The sequence below is a fragment of the Paenibacillus sp. J22P218 genome (genome assembly GCF_056269195.1).
In genome coordinates this window covers 985198-1003028 of sequence record NZ_JBWDNL010000002.1, presented here as the reverse complement: position 1 = coordinate 1003028, position 17831 = coordinate 985198, and the positions used below count along the sequence as shown (strand labels likewise).

Sequence of the window (17831 nt, the reverse complement as noted above, 5' to 3'; positions counted from 1 at the left end):
TTCATCTTAATTCACTTCAATAATCTGCCACTTCTGATTTGCCCCGCCCCAATAGTCGTATTGGATGACCGCCGAATTATTGGCTGTACCGCTTGCATCCAGCGATTTGCCGCTATTGCGGTTAATAATCCGGTATGAATTGTTGCCGACATAGGTGAATGTCCATTGCTGATTGTTCCCGCCCGAATACGTGTATTGAATGACGGTTCCGTTATTGGCAGTTGAAGCGTTGGCTACATCGGCCGCCTTCCCGCTGTTCACATTCACAATCTTGAAGTAATTTCCCGCGGCCTGAATGTTCCACTTCTGGTTGTTGCCGCCCCAGTTGTCGTATATCTGGACTGCTGCGTTGTTAGCGGTTGACTGCCCTGCTACATCAAGCACCCTGCCGCTGCTTACGTTAACGATCTTATATTTCTTGGCGGGATCGAAGATTCCTCCGCCCGTGTTCCCTGCGATAACGCCCGTCGCCGCGTCGATATCTACGCTCGGATACCAATCCATCTGCAGCGTTGTGCTCGTCGGGAAAGTAAGCGGCAGCCATACGTATTGCGAATTATTGACCGCTTCGCCCCAGGCGCCAGCCCAACGATCGCCCATGAACAGATATGACGTCGTTTGACTGCCAACGACCGGAATGACGTAAGTGGATTGTGAACTGTAGGTGACGGAATCGCCGAAGTTAACCGGATTCGTCCATGTCCCTTCGATACTGGATGCGGTAGCGTATTTGGCTTGGTTCGGGTTCCAGCCCGTTGCTCCCGAAGTAATTAAGAAATAGGTCGAGCCGCGCTTGAAGATGGCAGGAGCTTCCCGGTAGGCTCCGATCCAAAGCGTATGAACGAGCGCATCTACGCCAAGGAAGTCAGACGTTAATCGGAAAATGTTCATATCCGCGTTCACTCTCGTGGAAGAGATCAGATACGCCGTACCATTGTCGTTGTACACGGTCATATCTCTCGAATCCTTATCGAGAGGACGGAAGCTGCCGTGATACGTATACGGCCCTTCAATCGAAGACGATGATGCTACAGCAACTCTCCCTTCCCCGTAATCCACTCCATTTTCCTTATGCATCCACATGACAAACTTGCCTGTCGAGCTGTTGTATAGCAGCTTAGGTCGCTCAATATTAGCGGTGGCGAGCTCTCCACCCATACTTTTGCTTAGCAAATGGGCGCGGAATTCCCAGTTTTTCAGATCAGTCGAGCGATAAAGGGATACCAGATTTGTTCCATCGCGATTTTCGCCTAACCAATAATAATAGTTACCATGCCTCAGCATGCCGCCGCCATGCGCGTGTACGACATTTCCGTTTGTGTCTGTAAACTGAACGCCACTCGTCACATTTACGTTTGCCGCTTCCGCAACAGTTGGGAATTGAGACAAGCCTAGCGAACCTGCAAGCAATACCAGCAACAGCATACACAGAAACATTTTGTTACGCGTGTTCAACCGTTCAACCAACATCATCAAATCTCCCTTCATGGTTTGGATTTGTAAAGCGCTTACATTATTGATTATAGGCCTGTCTTTTTGATGTGGAAATCGTACAATTCGGACTTTAGTGAACTATTGTTACATTTTTTACCTATTCGCAAAAAATTTCAATGCTAACAACCAAAAAAAGACTGCGGCCGCAGTCTCGTATTTATGGCTTGAGATCTCCCATTTCTTCCTGCTCTATTAAACGGTACAAATACTTGATTCCTCTCATTCGGTTACGGTTTATTTGGTTTAGAAACTGCAACGATTCCTTCGCGATACGTCTAGCCTGCTCGATATTGTTATGATCAAGCTCTTCAATAACCTTCCTGATCGTATCTAGTGACCATACAGCCGTTCGCAACGTTCCAATTATAAGTATTTGTCTGATCTGCGTCGGCCTGAACACGCGGTATCCATTCTCTTCATTGCGAGAAACCGTTATTAAGCCCATCTTCTCCCAATGACGAATCGCCGATGCCGGCACCGATGTGGCTTTCGAAACTTCGCCAATGGACATCCACTTCCGTCTTCCCCATTGGTCAAGATGATCGAGCTCTTTGGAATCCAATGCTTCGATCGTTTTCTCAGCCATCTGTTTATCGCGCTGCAAAGATGCTTGCGACTCGTTCACAACCCATAACGCTTCATCGGTGTTATTGTTCAGCAGCAGCTTTAATACTTCTACCGTTTTCATCATCCCGAACCCTTCGCCCATTGCGCGGATGCATTCAAAGTAAGCGAAATGAAGCTCCGAATAATTCCGGTATCCGTTGTCGCTCCTCTCTACCGGCGGCAGAACGCCCCATGATTCGTAATGCCTGAGCGCACTCGTACTAATATTCAATTTCTTGGCAATGTCGATCGGTCTCATAAAAAGCACGCCTCCTAGAGGGGCAAGTTTGATTATTTTGAAAGAAGGAAGGTTCATCTATAACCTTAAATAGCAATAATAAACTTTCAAAGCACGAATGCATGAGTAGTAAGATGAAATCAAGCTCAACCTTATCACTTGCATTAATATTATAAGATTAAGGTATCAAAGGAACGAAGGAGGAGCAAGTTTAATTTAATCCTATTCTATCTGATGGAGGTACTGCTTTGAACGACTTCATTGAAATACGAGGTGCGCGTGAAAACAACCTCAAGAACGTTACGCTTCAAATTCCAAAGTACAAGCTGGTCGTCCTTACAGGTCCCTCAGGCTCTGGCAAATCAACGCTCGCCATGGATACGCTGCAGCGCGAGTGCCAACGTCAGTATATGGAATCCATGGGGATGACCTCGGAATCGCTCGCTAAGCCGAAGGTCGATGCCATAATAGGTCTCTCCCCTTCGATTAGCGTCGGGCAGCATGTGACGAATCGAAACCCGAGATCGACAGTGGGAACCGTAACTGATATTTACACGTATTTACGCATTATTTATGAGAAGCTTGGGGAACGTTCTTGCGTACATTGCGGTTCAAGGTTCATCCCGCGTCCTTCTGCGGAAGCGGAAGCTTCTAAGAACGAAGACGATGAGACGGCAAGTATGGCCTCTGTTCGATGTCCGCATTGCCAAGGAGAGATGGAGCGTTGGACGCGGAGACACTTCTCCTATAATACACCCGACGGCGCTTGCGATACCTGCGGCGGCCTTGGGCATACGGTGAGCTTAGATCTCGATGCCGTATTCGATCAGGAGAAAAGCGTTCTCGGAGGCGGCGTATCGATATGGTTCGAGATGTTGGCCAACTACCATACTTCCGTTCTGAAAGCAGCCGCAACGCATTATGGATTACCCTATGATCCAGAGCAGCTCCTAAAAGAATACAGCGAAGCTCAGCGGGATCTGTTGTATTACGGCGTCGAGAGCGATGCGTTCATTCGTCACTTCCCGGATATGAAGCCGCCAAAGACGGTGAACGGAGGCAAGTTCGAAGGCGTTGTAACGGGAATATGGCGCCGCTACAAGGAGAAAGGCGGCGAATCGGGCGAAGGAGCTTTATTTCGGGAACAGCTCTGCGTCGACTGTCATGGAGCTAAGCTCAAGAAAGAGATTCGGGACGTAACCGTAGGCGGCTCCTCCATCTCCGATATCGCAGGCTGGGCACTGCAAGACACCGTGTCGTGGCTGGATGGGCTGATGAGTCAGCTCGGAACGGATGATAAGGAGCAGGTCGAATCGATGCTGCATGACCTAACCGTTCGGACCAAACGTATCGTTAACGTCGGACTCGGCTATCTCACACTCAATCGACAGTCGGTAACTCTCTCGGGCGGTGAAGCTCAGCGGCTTCGGCTCGCTTCTATCCTCGGTTCAGGCTTGACGGGCGTGCTCTATATTTTGGACGAACCTACCGCGGGACTTCATCCGAAGGATACCGCCGGATTGATTCAGGTGCTCGGGCAGCTCCGAGATTTGGGTAATACGGTGCTTGTCATAGAACACGACGTGGAAATGATGAAAGCTGCCGATCATGTCATCGACATGGGGCCAGGTGCCGGCAGCTTCGGAGGCAGCGTCGTTGGCGAAGGCACATTGGAACAGCTAATCAACAACGAGCATTCGGTAACAGGCTCATTCCTGCGAGAGTCCGCCAAGATGAGCGGGAAGATGACAAGACGTATTGGAAATGGGAAATGGCTTACGGTTCACGACGCCTACGAACGCAATTTGAAACATATCGATGTTTCGTTCCCGCTTGGACGCCTTGTTGCCTTAACTGGCGTGTCAGGATCGGGAAAATCAACGCTGCTGTTCGACCTCGTTGCTGCCGGAGGCAGTGATGATCTGAAGCGTAATGGATGTGGCAGCATAACTGGCTTCGAGGCAATCGGCAACATCGTAACGGTCGACCAATCGCCTCTTGGCAGGATGAGCCGCTCCAACGTAGCAACGTATACCGATGTATTCACATCAATGCGCAACCTATATGCCGGGTTGCCCGAGGCGAAGAAAGCGGGACTTACATCCAAGCATTTCTCCTTTAACACGCCAGGCGGGCGATGCGAGCATTGCCAAGGGCTAGGTGCCGTACCGATGGATATGTTCTTCCTTCCTGGGCTTGAGGTTCGTTGTCCTGTATGCCGCGGTAAGCGGTTCAAGGAAGAGGTGCTTCGCATCACCTACAAAGGTCTATCCATTTCGGATCTCCTTGACCTTACTGTTCAAGAAAGCTTGCCGTTGCTCGAAGGGCAGGGCAAAATGGATGCGCCGATCTCGCTCTTGAATGAGGTCGGTCTTGGCTACTTGCATTGGGGTCAATCCATCGTGACGTTATCTGGCGGCGAAGGCCAGCGAATTCGACTGGCGAAGGAACTTAGCGGCAAGTCAAAGCAGCATACGCTGTACTTGCTCGACGAACCATCTACCGGATTGCACCCGCGGGATACGAAGCAGTTGCTTCTGCTGCTTGGTAAGCTTGTCGACGCAGGCAACAGCGTAATCGTCGTCGAACATAATCTCGATGTCATCCGAGAATGCGACTGGATTATCGACATCGGTCCAGAGGGAGGACATGAAGGCGGCGAAGTAATTGCCCAAGGAACACCGGAAGACGTGGCCCAAGTCGACGCCTCGCATACCGGACGGTATTTACGGGAAGCACTGAGGTAATCAGCTTATATAGAGAGATAGGACCTCATACTCCACGCACTTGTGGAATATTGAGGTCCTTATTTTAAATCGTATGACCGCCTACTTACATATTGACGACCCTATCCATCTCGTCAAGGTTGAACACGCGTAACATCGAGGTGCATCCGCAGCAACGGTCCGCCCGGTGAGTTGGCGACGCCGATGACGACGAACCCGACCGATTCGTAAAACGACTTGGCGTGATTGGCGGATACCTCTATACGCAAACCGCGACGCGCAATGTCGGCAATCAGTGCACTCGCAACGCCTTTCCGCATCCAGTTAGGATCAGTGAACAGATCTTCGAGTTCGAGGAAGTCGTCGACCGGACGCGCCGATGCGAAGCCGACGACCCGCCCGTCAACAACAGCAACAAGCGCGAAAGGCAGCATCGCGTCATCCCAGGCGAGCCACTCAGGATGAGCGGCGATTAGGTCGTGGTCGGCTTCGTTTGTCAGCGAAGCTCGGCGATACACGTCACGAATCGTATCGACATCGCCCGTGACTGCTCTCCGAATGACGATGTCAGACGTTGCGGTTGGAGATATCGCCATACCATTATCAAACTGATGAATCCACTTTCCTTCTCGTTTGAGGTTTTCGATTCTGTCTCGAATCAATAGGGAGAACTGACTCTCCCCCTCTCCATTTACTAATGTTTTCTCCAAGGCTTGAATCTCGATTGATAGGATAAACCGCTTAAGCTCAGCTATATTCATAATGAGCCAACGCTCCTCGTCCGACAGATAAACCGTCCAATATACTGAATGTATATTATCACTAAGCTAGTCTTAGTCTATCGAGGTGGTCCTCAGGAGTTTCGACTAGCTCCGTTGGCGTTACAACCCATTGATTTAACTTTCATCTTTGAAATGAAAATGTTCATGATAGATTGAATCCATTCCAACCAACTTACCATTCGTTTTATGGTAAAACGCAAAGTTATTATTTAGTGGCATCCGAAGTATTTGATAATTGCAATCTTTAGGCAATGCATCGACTTCTTTGATGGCTAACTCACGTGTAGTGTAAATACCTATTGGAAAGAAATTCGGAAAACCAGTTGAACCATCTGCAACGAAAATTCCCCATACGTAATCATTTGGCATATATTTCCCCTTATCTGTTTACGACCGTTAGCGTAGAACTTCAGTCAAATTTCACGACTCTTCTCGGTATTCTCTTCTAGCTTTTTGGCTAAAAGACTTATTTCATTTCTTAACGAGTGTACTTCATATTCAACCTCACGAACAAACCTTTTTAAGATGTAACCGATTATACTAAGTATGAGACCTAATATCGGAAACATAACTCTTCTCGTAGTAATCGACATAAACACGCTTTCTGGAGTATCAGATGAAAATGATTTGGGCATGTATTGCCATAACCCAAGAAAAATTATTAAAATTCCTGCGACAATCAATAAATTCGACAATGTTTTAGTCCTATTGAAATACAATTAAGCCACACCTCCATAAAATAACCCCTTCTTCCTAAAGCGATAATTCTTTTATAAACCAAGCGTCCGTAGCATTGTGCTCTGAACCATCTAGTGGTCTTTCAAGTTGTTGGAAACCTATTTTCATGTAAAGGAGATTTGCTGCTTCAAGTTTCTTCAATGTTTCTAAGTAACAATGTGTATAGTGTTCCTTCGCGAATTCGAGTGCTACTTTCATAAGCTCTTTCGACAGACCCATACCTTGAGCTTCAGGTGTAATGTATAGCTTTTGCAACTCGCAAATTCCCGACTGCTGCCCGAATGATGCAATTCCCACACCGCCTACCACTTCATTTTGTTCATTCACCGCTACCCAATACTTAGCATTTGATTGTTCTTTGTAATATTGTGCCAGCTTGCTCAATTGAGGGTCAAAATAGGCCGTTCCCGGAATGTTTAGATTAAATGATTCCCATGAACGCTTAATAATTCGCTCTATTGTTTGATTGTCCTTTTCCTCAATTTCACGAATTTGCATTGATTCATTCCCCCAAGAACTATTATCTAAATAATCATATTTTTAACTCAACTATTATTCGCCAATTCATTCAACCTATTCAAGTAACTGACCCATTAGCTCATCTAAAAGGCAACCGATCGTATGGACGGCTGCCTTGGTGTAGTTATTCAGCTAACATCTCCCATTAGTTGAACGATACATCGTTGATATCATCGTAAGCATCTCCGAGTGATACAAAATCCTCCTTAAGCCAGTACCATCGTTCACCGTTATTTAGTACTAACTGATTCAGCAACTCAGTAAATGACCTTGCTACTACAGGGCATTCTCCTACAACTCCATGTCGATCCCAAAAACTATCGTAACATTTTCCTAATCGCTTTTGATGTAAATCAATTGAAATGTAGTCAGCATTTCCGTCATGACCAACTATAAACCAATTAGAGGATATGTCTTCATCAATAAGTTCTCCCACGATGACCGGGTTGGCCAAAACGAACTCTTTAGGAGGGACGATCTTGCAGTGGTACTCTTTGTTTTCAAATAGTAGCACGCCTCCACAAAGCTCATAAAACCTTTTAATATCTGGAGGAAGCTTATGCCCATCCGTTCTTGGCAAACCTGATGGCGAATTAACTCTGCAGTTAGGTAAGCTTGCAATCAGTCGTAATAATTCCTCTATGTCCTTCAGGCTACTTCATTCCTCTCCAGGGTCACACTATCGTTCCACGTAAGTTCAATTTCTTGCTGTATAAATTCAGATTCCAAAATGAAGGATCAGTTGGTTTTTACCTGAAGCTTTGACAGCTAAGTTTATTAATACTTCTAATTCACTCTGCATTGTTTCTCGCTTCAACCAATTTCTCGTTTGTTCCCAGTAACCATCTTCATTCTCTTCTTCTTTCCAAACGGTGTCTCCTCTTAAACTAAATGTATCAGGTGCTTCTTCGATTAGTTTAAGCCATTTATCTAATATCTTTATTAACTTCTCTGCTCCCTGCTTGTTAATAACGCTTACCCCATAGTAGTTTAAGCCTCTTTGACTTTCTTTTGTTTCGGGATCAAATGAAGGCAACCAGTTCAAAAAGTCCTTCATATATTGAATAATTTCATATGATACTACAGACTTCTCAATCCATGTATAACGATTAGCTCGGTACCATTCATATGTTTCATTCAAATCAAAATCGCCGTTAAGTAGAAAAAATTCGTGGGTTAAGCTCATGAAAATCACCTGGGTTTGCCCGTGTAAAATTATTAGTCTTGCAGAAATTATTTCACCATATTTCGGCACTTAACTACCCATTAGTTTAAGTTGATAAATGTATTTCGCAACTCCTATTTGTCAGTATTTCAATTAACTGTTGGACAAATCCATCATGATTTACTGATCCCTCAAGAAAGGACTTATTAAAGGCTTTCCACTCTAACATGAACGGTGGAATCAATCCGAAGCCACCATCCAAACAGTTATCAAGTCCATCCAGGCTTGCTCCAAAATAACCGAAAGGGCCATTTATGGCTTCTCCTATTGCAATATAAAAAGATGGTATATCATGAATAATCTCTCCATCAATTGTGATAACTTGTTCTCTCCTATCCATACTTGATACATGCCTTAATCGTATAACCTGTAACCATGCTCGTTTTTCTTCTAAAGAGGAATCCGTCCATTGGCTAAGTTCGTTAGAATTCTCACGTAATTTGTCCCAAATATCAAAAGCGAAAGGCAACGGTTTTTCAGGGAAATGACCTATAATTTCAAATGGACTTTGCTCGGAAAACTCCAATGTTTTTATCTTAATATCCTTAATAGGAACGAAAAAATATCCACCTAAACTCTTTCCTTCCTTAGATAGAAAGTTGAGGTACAAGTTTGAAATGGCCAATGTAGAAGTCTCCTTAACGCCATTTGTTAATTTAAAGCCATGTAAAGTCAACACTGAATAACCTTCATCATTTGAAGCTAATATCTCTGTCTCCTGACAGAAACCCAATACTGAATCATCTTTATCGTTAACAACCGAAAATTTATAGCTCATACAATCCCTCCACTTATAACTGATTAATTTCCATCTTACCGCGCTAAACTGCCCGTTAGCATAATGAACAGCCGATCTTTCTGGTCGGCTGCTTCCGTGTTTTTATTGAACTATCGCTCCTCGTTAATTGATTACACACAACGTAATTCAGAAATGAGTTACTTCTTTATTACTTGCATAGTGACTAAAAAAAGTTCCTTCTAACGAACAGTATTATATAAAACTTGAATGGTATCAGCTTTTTATAAAACTATCCCGTTACTAGGAGGGAAAAATCTATGACTATCCAACTCGCTGAAAGTATTAATCACTCTGCTCAAAATCATCACACTATAATATCTATTATGTCCGAAATGATCGCAACTATGGAGAATGACGCCAAACTCAAAAAAGAAATTCTTTTTAAAGTCGATGAGATCAGTATGGAGATTTCCAAAAAAGACAAACTTTGTTATGATGTAATGAATGCTACTCGTAATAACAGTGAATATTACAAAGCTAAGATGGTATGGAAACAATTTAGAAATAGAGTAGAACATGCCCTTAAAGAGCTAAATAAGCGAATTCAATGGACAAGATATCCTGACGAGTGGAGCGAGACATATGAACTCCTAATGCGTCGAGCAGCTATACATGATGATGAGATGGAAAGATTAGAGCAACAAGAGTTATTGAGCGTATCACCTAACATTTAGACTCTCTCCAAATTTGGCTGCAGTTTTGTCACCAATACATTTAATACCACATATTGGTACTATCCTGCCAGTTACTTCAACGAACAACGGCAGCCGATTCTGAAGCGGGCTGCCGTTATGTCCTGTTGAGCTATAGTTCCACTTTAGCTAAATTCAAACGATCACGAACTTCGGTTAATGCGAAGCCAAGTAAATTCTTACCTTGCCATAACAAAGGATTATTTACGTCGGGATGATCTTTTGAAAGTCCAATCCCCCAAATCCGATCCACTGGACTAGCTTCTACAAAAACCCGGTTTTTACTACTCTTCATAAAGTTCAAAAGTTCTGGGTTTTGTCCGAACTTGGCTAGGTTTCCTTGAAGCACGATATCATAGCAACGACTTTCCCAAATCTCTACATCAAAACCTTTAACCGCACGTCCGTAATTTTTCATTTCTTTCGGGTGCTTCGCCTTCATTATTGCCTCAAGCATTTCTTCGTCATCAAAAAGCCTTGCCTTTTCAGCCATCATATACTGCTCGGCGCAGCTGTATTGCTCCCCTTCCACTCTAAATGAGCTGTCCCACCATTGGCTTAAACAGCTAGCACTTATATTGCCATCTTTCATAGGTGTATGGCCCCAGAAGAAAAGAAACTTAATCTTCTCCCCGGACTCATAAGCAAGTTGTAGATCTTTAAGTGAATAGTACATAAAAACTCCTCGCCTTCTACCAAAACAAGTGATTGATGAAACTAACCGTTCCATTAGCTTAATAAACTAGCTTTAATGGATGTCTTTTTTCAGATAGTAATGAGTGTACCTACCAGCGTTTTGTATTGCTCCAAACACTTCAAAGCCTTGTTCCTTGTAAAAATCTACCGCTTGAAAGCTCAAGGTATCTAACTTTATAAAATCACAGTTTTTATCTTTCGCAATTTGTTCAGCTTCCGAGAGGAGCTTCTTCCCATATCCTAATTTTCGATAGGCGTCATCGACAAAAAGATACTGTACCTCTAACCAATTCCAGCATATTTCTCCCACTAGCCCACCGTAAACATTCCCATTGGCGTCTTGCAAATACAGGTTAACGACTTGATACCTTCCTTTCAAATCGTCTGGGAAATGCCTCAAATTATACTCAATCATTTTGTTTACGACATATGACTTGGCACTATCATTGGTCTCATTAGTTATTTGCAATTCCATGTGTGCACAACTCCTGTTCAATTCGAGGTATAGTTTAGTATAACATTTGCACCCAGAATTTGGTATTGTAGAGAACTTTTATAATCAAGCTATCCTCCGACAGCTCAACGAAAAAGCAGCCGTTTCGGTTCTTTCCGGCTGCTGTCATGTCGTAGTTAAAGTATCATACCCGTCGTATTATCGTTTCAATCAAGGTTTATTTCCGGATCACAGGAAGCCTCTATCTAAAGCAACTTGTAATTTCCAACAACCAAATCGATATATTGTTGCCGAGTATAGCCATTGTGCTGCTGATTAAAAGTATCGATGTCCATCTCTACCGGGAATTCAAACCATTCATAAACCTTTTGTCTCTTCTGTAAATTGTTTGGGTGCAACAGGTCACGCCACTCCCCATATTGGGAGTTACTATTAAGCACCAATAACAACTCATACATTGGAAGACTTAATGCTACCCCGCGGTTGCTAAAATCGCGCTGCGGCGTATCCGCTATAGTTGTTCTAACTTCTTCTATATCTAAGGACTTGTCCGCGATTGCTGTGCCGAGTCCCCATGAGAAGCGCAATACGTGAGGACCATTATTTTCTCTTAAGAAACTCAAATGCATGGGAAAATCAATATCTTTCACTTTCAACTGCTTATGGCCCACAATGTCATGTGTTCCCCAAATAATATCACCATCAGACATAAATTCTGCACGCAGTAATGGGTAAGAGCAAATCTCTTCAATGGTTAAATCTTTATCTGTCGTCTTTAGTTCGTAGAATCGAAAGAGTATCGGTACTGTCATCAGAGAGTTCCAGTTGTGTCCAGCAGGTAATAATGGTGACAATTTCTTCATCTCACCTATGATTAAAGCGAATCCATAATGCACGCGATCAATCTCGAATCTGAAGATATCCCCGGCCTTGTATTTGATCGTTCGATGCGGCATAGATCTCATCCGGTCCACTTTATTGAAATAATCAGGCGGACAGGTTTCAATATAATGTGTAATCCAATGCCGAAGCTCATCGAGGCTATGAAGATTATCGTCCGAATCAATCGGCAGGCTGATGTGATTTCTAGGATTATACACATGTATGCCAGATCCTAACCTTTCGCTTGTCAGACGGAAGTTAACTGTACATCCAGATGGGGTTGGAGCAATAATATTAGTCGGCGTGATTTTCTTTTCCTTGCCTTTTTCCGTTTTCGGTAGAATGGTGGTCCGTTTCCTCGTAGCCATGACTGTATCGAACTCAGTATAGTGAAACCGAAAAAACGGATCAAACTTGATCACTTTTCGTATAATGTCCTCTTGATCGTAATAAACGGTCGTTCCTGGTTTAACTTCCACCTCTTCCCACTCGTCACGCACCGCATCTAAGCCGAAATAAGGCCGCTGTTCATTCGTTAGCCGAAAGGCTAAAAACTCTTGCATTTCTAAATCGTCCAAGTTGATCTTCATCTTATTACCTCTCATTGATTATGGTGGGTTGACTAAGGAAAATCACTGTTTAGCTTAATCTTCTTTTCAGAAACTTACCGTCTAAATCAAAAACAACAGATGTTCCTTTTTCTTTTGGAGTGCAACCTTTACCAACTAATACCGCAGGTTTAAATACAATTAGTAAAATACATATTCGAACCGGTAAAATTTATAGAAAGAGACACTCCTCAATGCGCCTACTCCCTGATCTGATTAAACTATGGTTTTATCTGATGGTTACGCCATCTAAGAAACACTAACATTTCTTTTACTTAATCTCTTAAATACCGAGTATTCCTTATTGGACTTAATAAAACTTAATATCTTCTCGGCACATTCTATTGGATTCATCTCTTCCGTATTTACTTCGAGGTCATATTCATCAATGCAATATACTTTGCTGAACTGTGAAGCTGCTAGTCCAATATTTCGATCTCCTCTTGTTTGCTCTCTTCTTATGAGTTCTTCTTTCGAGCATATTACACCTATAAATAATGTAGGCTGATCAGAAAATACATCAAGACACTCATTAAACCAATTGTCATTTTCGATTACGGTATCAACGATTACATTCAAACCCATTTCTGAATACAACTTAATTGTCGAATAGTACAGTGAGTTTAAGGAATCAAACATGATTTGTGCTACAGTTTGGTCATCTACTTCTCTTGTAGGTTCAATATCTGTAAATTTATTTTTAAAAAAATCCTTGATAAAATCGTCTACTGATAAATGATGAAAAAGAATCTCTTTCTGATTTATCAGTTCATTAGAAATACTAGTCTTACCTGAACTTGAAGTTCCGTTCATCAACACAATGATTCCTTGCTTCAAACGAGTCACCCTCACATATAAGATTTGCGTATCTTTCAGATAATGTTATATTCACAAAGTTTATAAAATTATCCAACTCAGAAAGTATTCGAGAAACGATTGAACAATCCTGCCCTCCAGCTTAAAGAGACTACCGTTATATTACCCTCGGTGTAGTTATTCAGAAAACGTTCCCCTTTGGCGTAACGATGAACTTGTTGTGGGTAAATCATCATGCATGATATAATAAAAAAAATGGAAAGAAGGGATAAACGATGAACGCAAAAACAAACCTTCGCCACCAACGTTTCAACGCATTTCACAATAAACATAATCAAAGAGTAGCAGAGTTTCATAAACGTCACGCTACAAATATCGAGAACGGGGATAATGGAAATAGCTTATTCGCGAGATGGGAAAGATTTGTTTATAACAAAGCACTGGATATTTTAAAGAAATTTAAAAAATAAATTATCTGTGGCTGTTCCTAAGCGGAGCAGCCTCTTTCAATTTCTTTTCAAGTTAACCTGCCAGTTAGCTCAATCCCCATGTCCTTTCTATAACAACCTCTACAATCAACTAAACTCAAAAAAGCCGCGATTTACGCGGCACTTAGTGAGATAAAGTTTTTGTCAACCGACACAAAAATTAAAACGTATTATATACATTTTCACACTCTTCCGCGGTCGGTTCATAAAAACAGTGCTTCTTCCATCGTCCTGCGATTGGTTGGTTATACCAAGTTGGCGGACATGGGCCGGGATTTTCGAACGATCCTGGACGGAAGTACCATAGGGAGTATTTGGCTGGCCAATTCCGCTCCCCGTTCACAGTCCGTTGCGCCAGACGGCGCTCCCTGTCTCTTGCACTTTGATAATACATACCATGCTGCAAAGCTTCGAACGCGTGCGGCTGGTTGATCATTTGGGGAATTGTTCGTATATCTTTAAAATCGGAGCAATTCGCTCTTATTCGGTTAATGCCGACATTCCCAACAAGGAGCATGCCCATTTCGCCTTCGGTCTCAGCTTCAGCCCGAAGCAATCTTGCCAACATATCGATATCCTGTTGCCTAGCTTTTACGACTGCCATTGGCTCACCTCTTTAGGTTTCTAGACTCATCATATTGTAGGCGAGGCGGATGTGTTACTGTGGCAAAATGTAAAGCCTTAATAAAATAACCGTTTCACCAACGAACAACGGCAGCCGATCATGAGGTCGGCTGCCGTAACGTCTTATTGAGTCAGTATTTAAAGAAATATTTATAATATGCTGGGAATTCTCGTATTATTGAGTATATATCTCTAAACTCAAAGATTTTGGCATGAGCTGCGTACACTTCTTTAATATCCATTTTTCTAAAAGCTAATTTTGTCCTAGATACATGAAAATATTGAGTAATAACCATGACGGAGTCTAATTCTAAATCATCAATAATCTTGCTGGTATTTTGGGCGGTCATATATGAGTTGTACCCATTATTATCCTCTATAATTTTATCTTCCGGTATCCCTTTATCTACTAAATAAGATTTCATAACTCTTGCCTCATCGAAACCTTCCTTGCCTATACCACCACTTACAATAATAAAAGTAAAATAGCCCCCATTATAAAGTTCTACAGACGTGTCTAATCTTGCCATTAACCGATTAGAAGGCTGACCATTAACTTCTACTTTATTTCCTAATACTACAGCTACATCAGCAGGTTTCAATTCATCATTCAACCCGTCTATTATTACAAAAGTAGTGTGAATGAGAAACCAGATGAAAAGACTTGCTACTACTATTAAAAATCTTTTAATGAAAACAAAGCTCAATCTCTCACCTGCATTCTCTTATTTTTAACCATAATCTCCCCTAAATATTATCACGCTTGAGCGCATGAAACGTTCCACGCAATCCTCGTTGAGCATTCAACGCTCACTATTCAATTTTTCGTATAATAACGTCAGGCTTTCGGACACCGTTTGATTAGCAGTGTCGATGACGATAGGATCTCGGTCCCAAATATCGTACTGTCTATTCCTGACCTGTTCCCACGTCGGGAGAACAAATCCGGGAATATCAGCTGTACGCGTTTCGATTCGCTGCCTGTGCTCAGGGTAATCTGAACAAACAACTTCAATTTCCACAAACGGAACTTCAAGCGATTCCGCCACGTTGCGCCAAGCTTGGCGCGTTACTTGGATAGGATTTACTGTATCTGCAATTACGTCTAGACCCAACCGGAGATTTTCCGATGCTATCGCATAACACACCATGTAGCCCTCTGGTCCGTCAACCTTCGTTCCTGCATCCTGCATAGCCTGTTCCACGACATCGACGCGGAGATACGTTGCCCTTAAATCTTTAGCCAAAGCTGATGACAACGTGGACTTCCCCGTGCCTGGTAACCCGCTAAAAATATAAAGCATTAGACTCGACTCCTTTTAAAAAACTAATTCGTGGCCTAACTGGTAACCATGCAATAGAATCCAACAAGTTGCCCCTCAAACTAAAATATGTAATTTTCATATCGGTAGCCCCGAATTAACTGTGTTTCAACCTCCTGTCGTAATTGGGCTCCCATACAACTTGAAAGCCCTACTTCAATGTAGTTTGACATCCAATTTATCATAATGCTACTGTATACTTGAGGTGATCGAAATGGCAGAAACAGCCAAGAGTATGTTTGTTAATTTACCAGTAAAAGACCTGAAGAAATCTGTGGAGTTTTTCACCACAGTAGGCTTTGAATTCAACCCAAACTTTACTGACGACAATGCAACTTGTATGGTCATCGGAGAAAACATTTACTCCATGTTGTTGGTTGAAGAGTATTTCAAGACCTTTACCAAGAAAGAGATTTCTGATGCATCCAAAACGACCGAAGTCTTAATTGCATTAATGGTCGAGAGCCGCGAAAAAGTGGACAAGTTAGTGAACAGTGCGATTGCAGCAGGCGGCAATATTGCAAATGACACTCAAGATCTCGGCTTCATGTATCAGAGAAGCTTCCTAGACCTAGACGGTCATCAATGGGAAATCGGCTTTATGGATGAAAGTGCGATCCCGCAGGAGTAAGGAATTTTGAGTTTGCTTGTTTCATGGTACGTAGGGATGATGTCTTTGTGGCATCATCTCTTTTCATTTTATCGTCATTCGTATCCCCAACGACTCCATTCACCTCTCGAGTTCTTCAAATACCGCCTCTAACTCTTTTAGTACGTCGTCAAGCAGTTCTCTTTGTGGTTCGAATTGAACATCGAACTTGTTGACACTGGAATGGACCGACCACCCCTTTAGACTATTCGTAAACGAATTGTAAATCGTATCTAAGCGATTAGAAAGCGTTACTAACTGCTCTTTATCCATAAGAGGCAATTTAATTTTAAGACTTTTTACGATTCTGTTACATGCTGAATCAAATTCGATAAGAAAATCCGAATAGGTATTATACAATTCCAAATCTGCGTTCCTTATGTCACGAGTCACTTTTGGCATTACAGAATAATAGGGTTGTTCAAGTATCCAATATAAACCAGATTCTTCTTCATTAAAGTAAGGGAAAACATCGTCATTGTCTGTCATTTCATCGATAAATGCTTTGAAGATCCTCAATTCTTTCTCCCTATCAACAAACTCATTCATAAGGATTGCAGATTCAAGTTCTTTTTGCTTCGACTTCCCATTCAGAAACAAAAATCCATTTATTCCAAGCGAAAGGATAAGAAGAATGATTACACCTTCTCGCATCCACTTCCACCTCCTCTTCATTTACATATATTACATCAAATCCCTCTAATACGTCGACAGCTACGAAGTTCAAAAAGTCCTGAATGTTGCTTGGATAACCATTTACCTCCTCTATTTTAATATCTGACCATCCTTACTCATACACCAACAGATAATTTGCATATCCCCGCCAAATACGTTACAATCTTTATATCGACAAATTTGCAGGTCTATAAAAAGGAGGTTCACACGCCAATGTGCCCCCGTACCAAAGAACAAAATGAGCTCATCCGCATGCAGCGTAGAGAACAGATCCTTGACGCCACCGCGCGCGCCTACTTCCGTACCGGCGGCAGCTTTGATATTCGTGACGTTGCCCGCGAGGCCGAGCTCGGTTACGGCACGGTGTACCATTATTACCCCAACCGACATTTATTGATAGAAGATGTGCTGGGCAGCGGCTTCGAGCGATGCGAGCTAGCCCTGGCAGAATGGGCGAACATCCGTGGCGTAACCCCGAAGGACAGGCAGCTGTTGACGTATTGCAAGGCGCTGCTCCGGCTGTGGCAGACGGACGCCCGCACCTATCTTGTCTACAAAATGGCGGCGGAGCATTATGCAGGCTTGCCTGAGAAAGACCGGCACGCCGCTAAGAGACAATTCATGGAACGGCTATACGTACCGCTCCAATCGATCGCCCAATGCGAAGACGACAGCGTCGACCATATGCTTGCCGTTCTGGTCGGCTGCTGCGGGCTGTACTACTATGCAGGCAATTCCGAGCTGGACATCGATCGTATCACCCAGCTCGCGATGAAAGCCATTACGAAGGAGTCCTAA

21 protein-coding genes are annotated in these 17831 nt (G+C 43.1%); 5 read left to right on the top strand and 16 right to left on the bottom strand.

Annotation, left to right across the window (positions count from 1 at the left end; all coding sequences use genetic code 11):
* Positions 1 to 6: 6 nt before the first annotated feature.
* Together AC0YN0_RS13565 and AC0YN0_RS13560 are read right to left on the bottom strand one after the other, a co-directional pair.
* Positions 7 to 1473, bottom strand: coding sequence for an RICIN domain-containing protein (locus tag AC0YN0_RS13565; protein ID WP_475821684.1), 1467 nt, complete (start codon positions 1471 to 1473; stop codon positions 7 to 9).
* Between the two features lie 178 nt (positions 1474 to 1651).
* Positions 1652 to 2359 (bottom strand): MerR family DNA-binding transcriptional regulator, encoded by a 708-nt coding sequence (locus AC0YN0_RS13560; RefSeq protein WP_475821683.1) that lies wholly within the window; start codon positions 2357 to 2359, stop codon positions 1652 to 1654.
* A 227-nt stretch (positions 2360 to 2586) separates the two neighbouring features.
* Between AC0YN0_RS13560 and uvrA the strand changes: the two genes are divergently transcribed.
* A complete protein-coding gene (gene uvrA, locus AC0YN0_RS13555) occupies positions 2587 to 5085 on the top strand; it encodes an excinuclease ABC subunit UvrA (RefSeq protein WP_475821682.1) in 2499 nt (832 codons plus the stop codon).
* Positions 5086 to 5198: 113 nt separating this feature from the next.
* Here the strand turns inward: uvrA and AC0YN0_RS13550 are convergent, their stop codons facing one another.
* From AC0YN0_RS13550 to AC0YN0_RS13525, 6 genes are all read right to left on the bottom strand, one after another.
* Complete coding sequence (locus AC0YN0_RS13550; RefSeq protein ID WP_475821681.1) at positions 5199 to 5825, bottom strand: N-acetyltransferase family protein; 627 nt, start codon at positions 5823 to 5825, stop codon at positions 5199 to 5201.
* A gap of 135 nt (positions 5826 to 5960) precedes the next feature.
* Positions 5961 to 6215, bottom strand: a complete 255-nt coding sequence (locus AC0YN0_RS13545) for a hypothetical protein (RefSeq protein WP_475821680.1) — start codon at positions 6213 to 6215, stop codon at positions 5961 to 5963.
* A gap of 384 nt (positions 6216 to 6599) precedes the next feature.
* Entirely contained in the window at positions 6600 to 7082 is a 483-nt protein-coding gene (locus tag AC0YN0_RS13540) for a GNAT family N-acetyltransferase (protein ID WP_475821679.1), read from the bottom strand.
* A 166-nt stretch (positions 7083 to 7248) separates the two neighbouring features.
* Positions 7249 to 7755: an SMI1/KNR4 family protein gene (locus tag AC0YN0_RS13535; RefSeq protein ID WP_475821906.1), complete on the bottom strand. Its 507-nt coding sequence runs from the start codon at positions 7753 to 7755 to the stop codon at positions 7249 to 7251.
* 66 nt (positions 7756 to 7821) lie between these two features.
* Positions 7822 to 8289 carry a hypothetical protein gene (locus tag AC0YN0_RS13530; RefSeq protein ID WP_475821678.1) on the bottom strand — a complete coding sequence of 156 codons (468 nt, stop codon included), beginning with the start codon at positions 8287 to 8289 and terminating at the stop codon, positions 7822 to 7824.
* Positions 8290 to 8374: 85 nt separating this feature from the next.
* Complete coding sequence (locus tag AC0YN0_RS13525; protein WP_475821677.1) at positions 8375 to 9106, bottom strand: barstar family protein; 732 nt, start codon at positions 9104 to 9106, stop codon at positions 8375 to 8377.
* 278 nt (positions 9107 to 9384) lie between these two features.
* Between AC0YN0_RS13525 and AC0YN0_RS13520 the strand changes: the two genes are divergently transcribed.
* Positions 9385 to 9801, top strand: a complete 417-nt coding sequence (locus AC0YN0_RS13520; protein WP_475821676.1) for a hypothetical protein — start codon at positions 9385 to 9387, stop codon at positions 9799 to 9801.
* Positions 9802 to 9931: 130 nt separating this feature from the next.
* Here AC0YN0_RS13520 and AC0YN0_RS13515 read toward each other — a convergent pair whose 3' ends face one another.
* From AC0YN0_RS13515 to AC0YN0_RS13500, 4 genes are all read right to left on the bottom strand, one after another.
* On the bottom strand, positions 9932 to 10495 hold the full coding sequence (locus AC0YN0_RS13515) for an NADAR family protein (RefSeq protein ID WP_475821675.1): 564 nt from the start codon (positions 10493 to 10495) through the stop codon (positions 9932 to 9934).
* A gap of 72 nt (positions 10496 to 10567) precedes the next feature.
* Positions 10568 to 10990, bottom strand: a complete 423-nt coding sequence (locus AC0YN0_RS13510) for a GNAT family N-acetyltransferase (RefSeq protein ID WP_475821674.1) — start codon at positions 10988 to 10990, stop codon at positions 10568 to 10570.
* 224 nt (positions 10991 to 11214) lie between these two features.
* Positions 11215 to 12441 carry an immunity 26/phosphotriesterase HocA family protein gene (locus tag AC0YN0_RS13505; protein WP_475821673.1) on the bottom strand — a complete coding sequence of 409 codons (1227 nt, stop codon included), beginning with the start codon at positions 12439 to 12441 and terminating at the stop codon, positions 11215 to 11217.
* 267 nt (positions 12442 to 12708) lie between these two features.
* A complete protein-coding gene (locus AC0YN0_RS13500; protein ID WP_475821672.1) occupies positions 12709 to 13296 on the bottom strand; it encodes a chloramphenicol phosphotransferase CPT family protein in 588 nt (195 codons plus the stop codon).
* A gap of 254 nt (positions 13297 to 13550) precedes the next feature.
* Between AC0YN0_RS13500 and AC0YN0_RS13495 the strand changes: the two genes are divergently transcribed.
* Complete coding sequence (locus tag AC0YN0_RS13495) at positions 13551 to 13745, top strand: hypothetical protein (protein ID WP_475821671.1); 195 nt, start codon at positions 13551 to 13553, stop codon at positions 13743 to 13745.
* Positions 13746 to 13923: 178 nt separating this feature from the next.
* Here AC0YN0_RS13495 and AC0YN0_RS13490 read toward each other — a convergent pair whose 3' ends face one another.
* The 3 genes from AC0YN0_RS13490 to AC0YN0_RS13480 form a co-directional block, all read right to left on the bottom strand.
* Positions 13924 to 14367, bottom strand: a complete 444-nt coding sequence (locus AC0YN0_RS13490; RefSeq protein ID WP_475821670.1) for a cell wall hydrolase — start codon at positions 14365 to 14367, stop codon at positions 13924 to 13926.
* Positions 14368 to 14518: 151 nt separating this feature from the next.
* Complete coding sequence (locus AC0YN0_RS13485; RefSeq protein ID WP_475821669.1) at positions 14519 to 14989, bottom strand: YdcF family protein; 471 nt, start codon at positions 14987 to 14989, stop codon at positions 14519 to 14521.
* A 201-nt stretch (positions 14990 to 15190) separates the two neighbouring features.
* Entirely contained in the window at positions 15191 to 15691 is a 501-nt protein-coding gene (locus AC0YN0_RS13480; protein ID WP_475821668.1) for a P-loop nucleotide/nucleoside kinase family protein, read from the bottom strand.
* Positions 15692 to 15923: 232 nt separating this feature from the next.
* Here AC0YN0_RS13480 and AC0YN0_RS13475 point away from each other — a divergent pair, with 232 nt between their 5' ends.
* Positions 15924 to 16340: a VOC family protein gene (locus AC0YN0_RS13475; RefSeq protein ID WP_475821667.1), complete on the top strand. Its 417-nt coding sequence runs from the start codon at positions 15924 to 15926 to the stop codon at positions 16338 to 16340.
* A 99-nt stretch (positions 16341 to 16439) separates the two neighbouring features.
* Here AC0YN0_RS13475 and AC0YN0_RS13470 read toward each other — a convergent pair whose 3' ends face one another.
* A complete protein-coding gene (locus AC0YN0_RS13470; protein ID WP_475821666.1) occupies positions 16440 to 17012 on the bottom strand; it encodes a hypothetical protein in 573 nt (190 codons plus the stop codon).
* Between the two features lie 234 nt (positions 17013 to 17246).
* Between AC0YN0_RS13470 and AC0YN0_RS13465 the strand changes: the two genes are divergently transcribed.
* Positions 17247 to 17831 (top strand): TetR/AcrR family transcriptional regulator, encoded by a 585-nt coding sequence (locus tag AC0YN0_RS13465; protein ID WP_475821665.1) that lies wholly within the window; start codon positions 17247 to 17249, stop codon positions 17829 to 17831.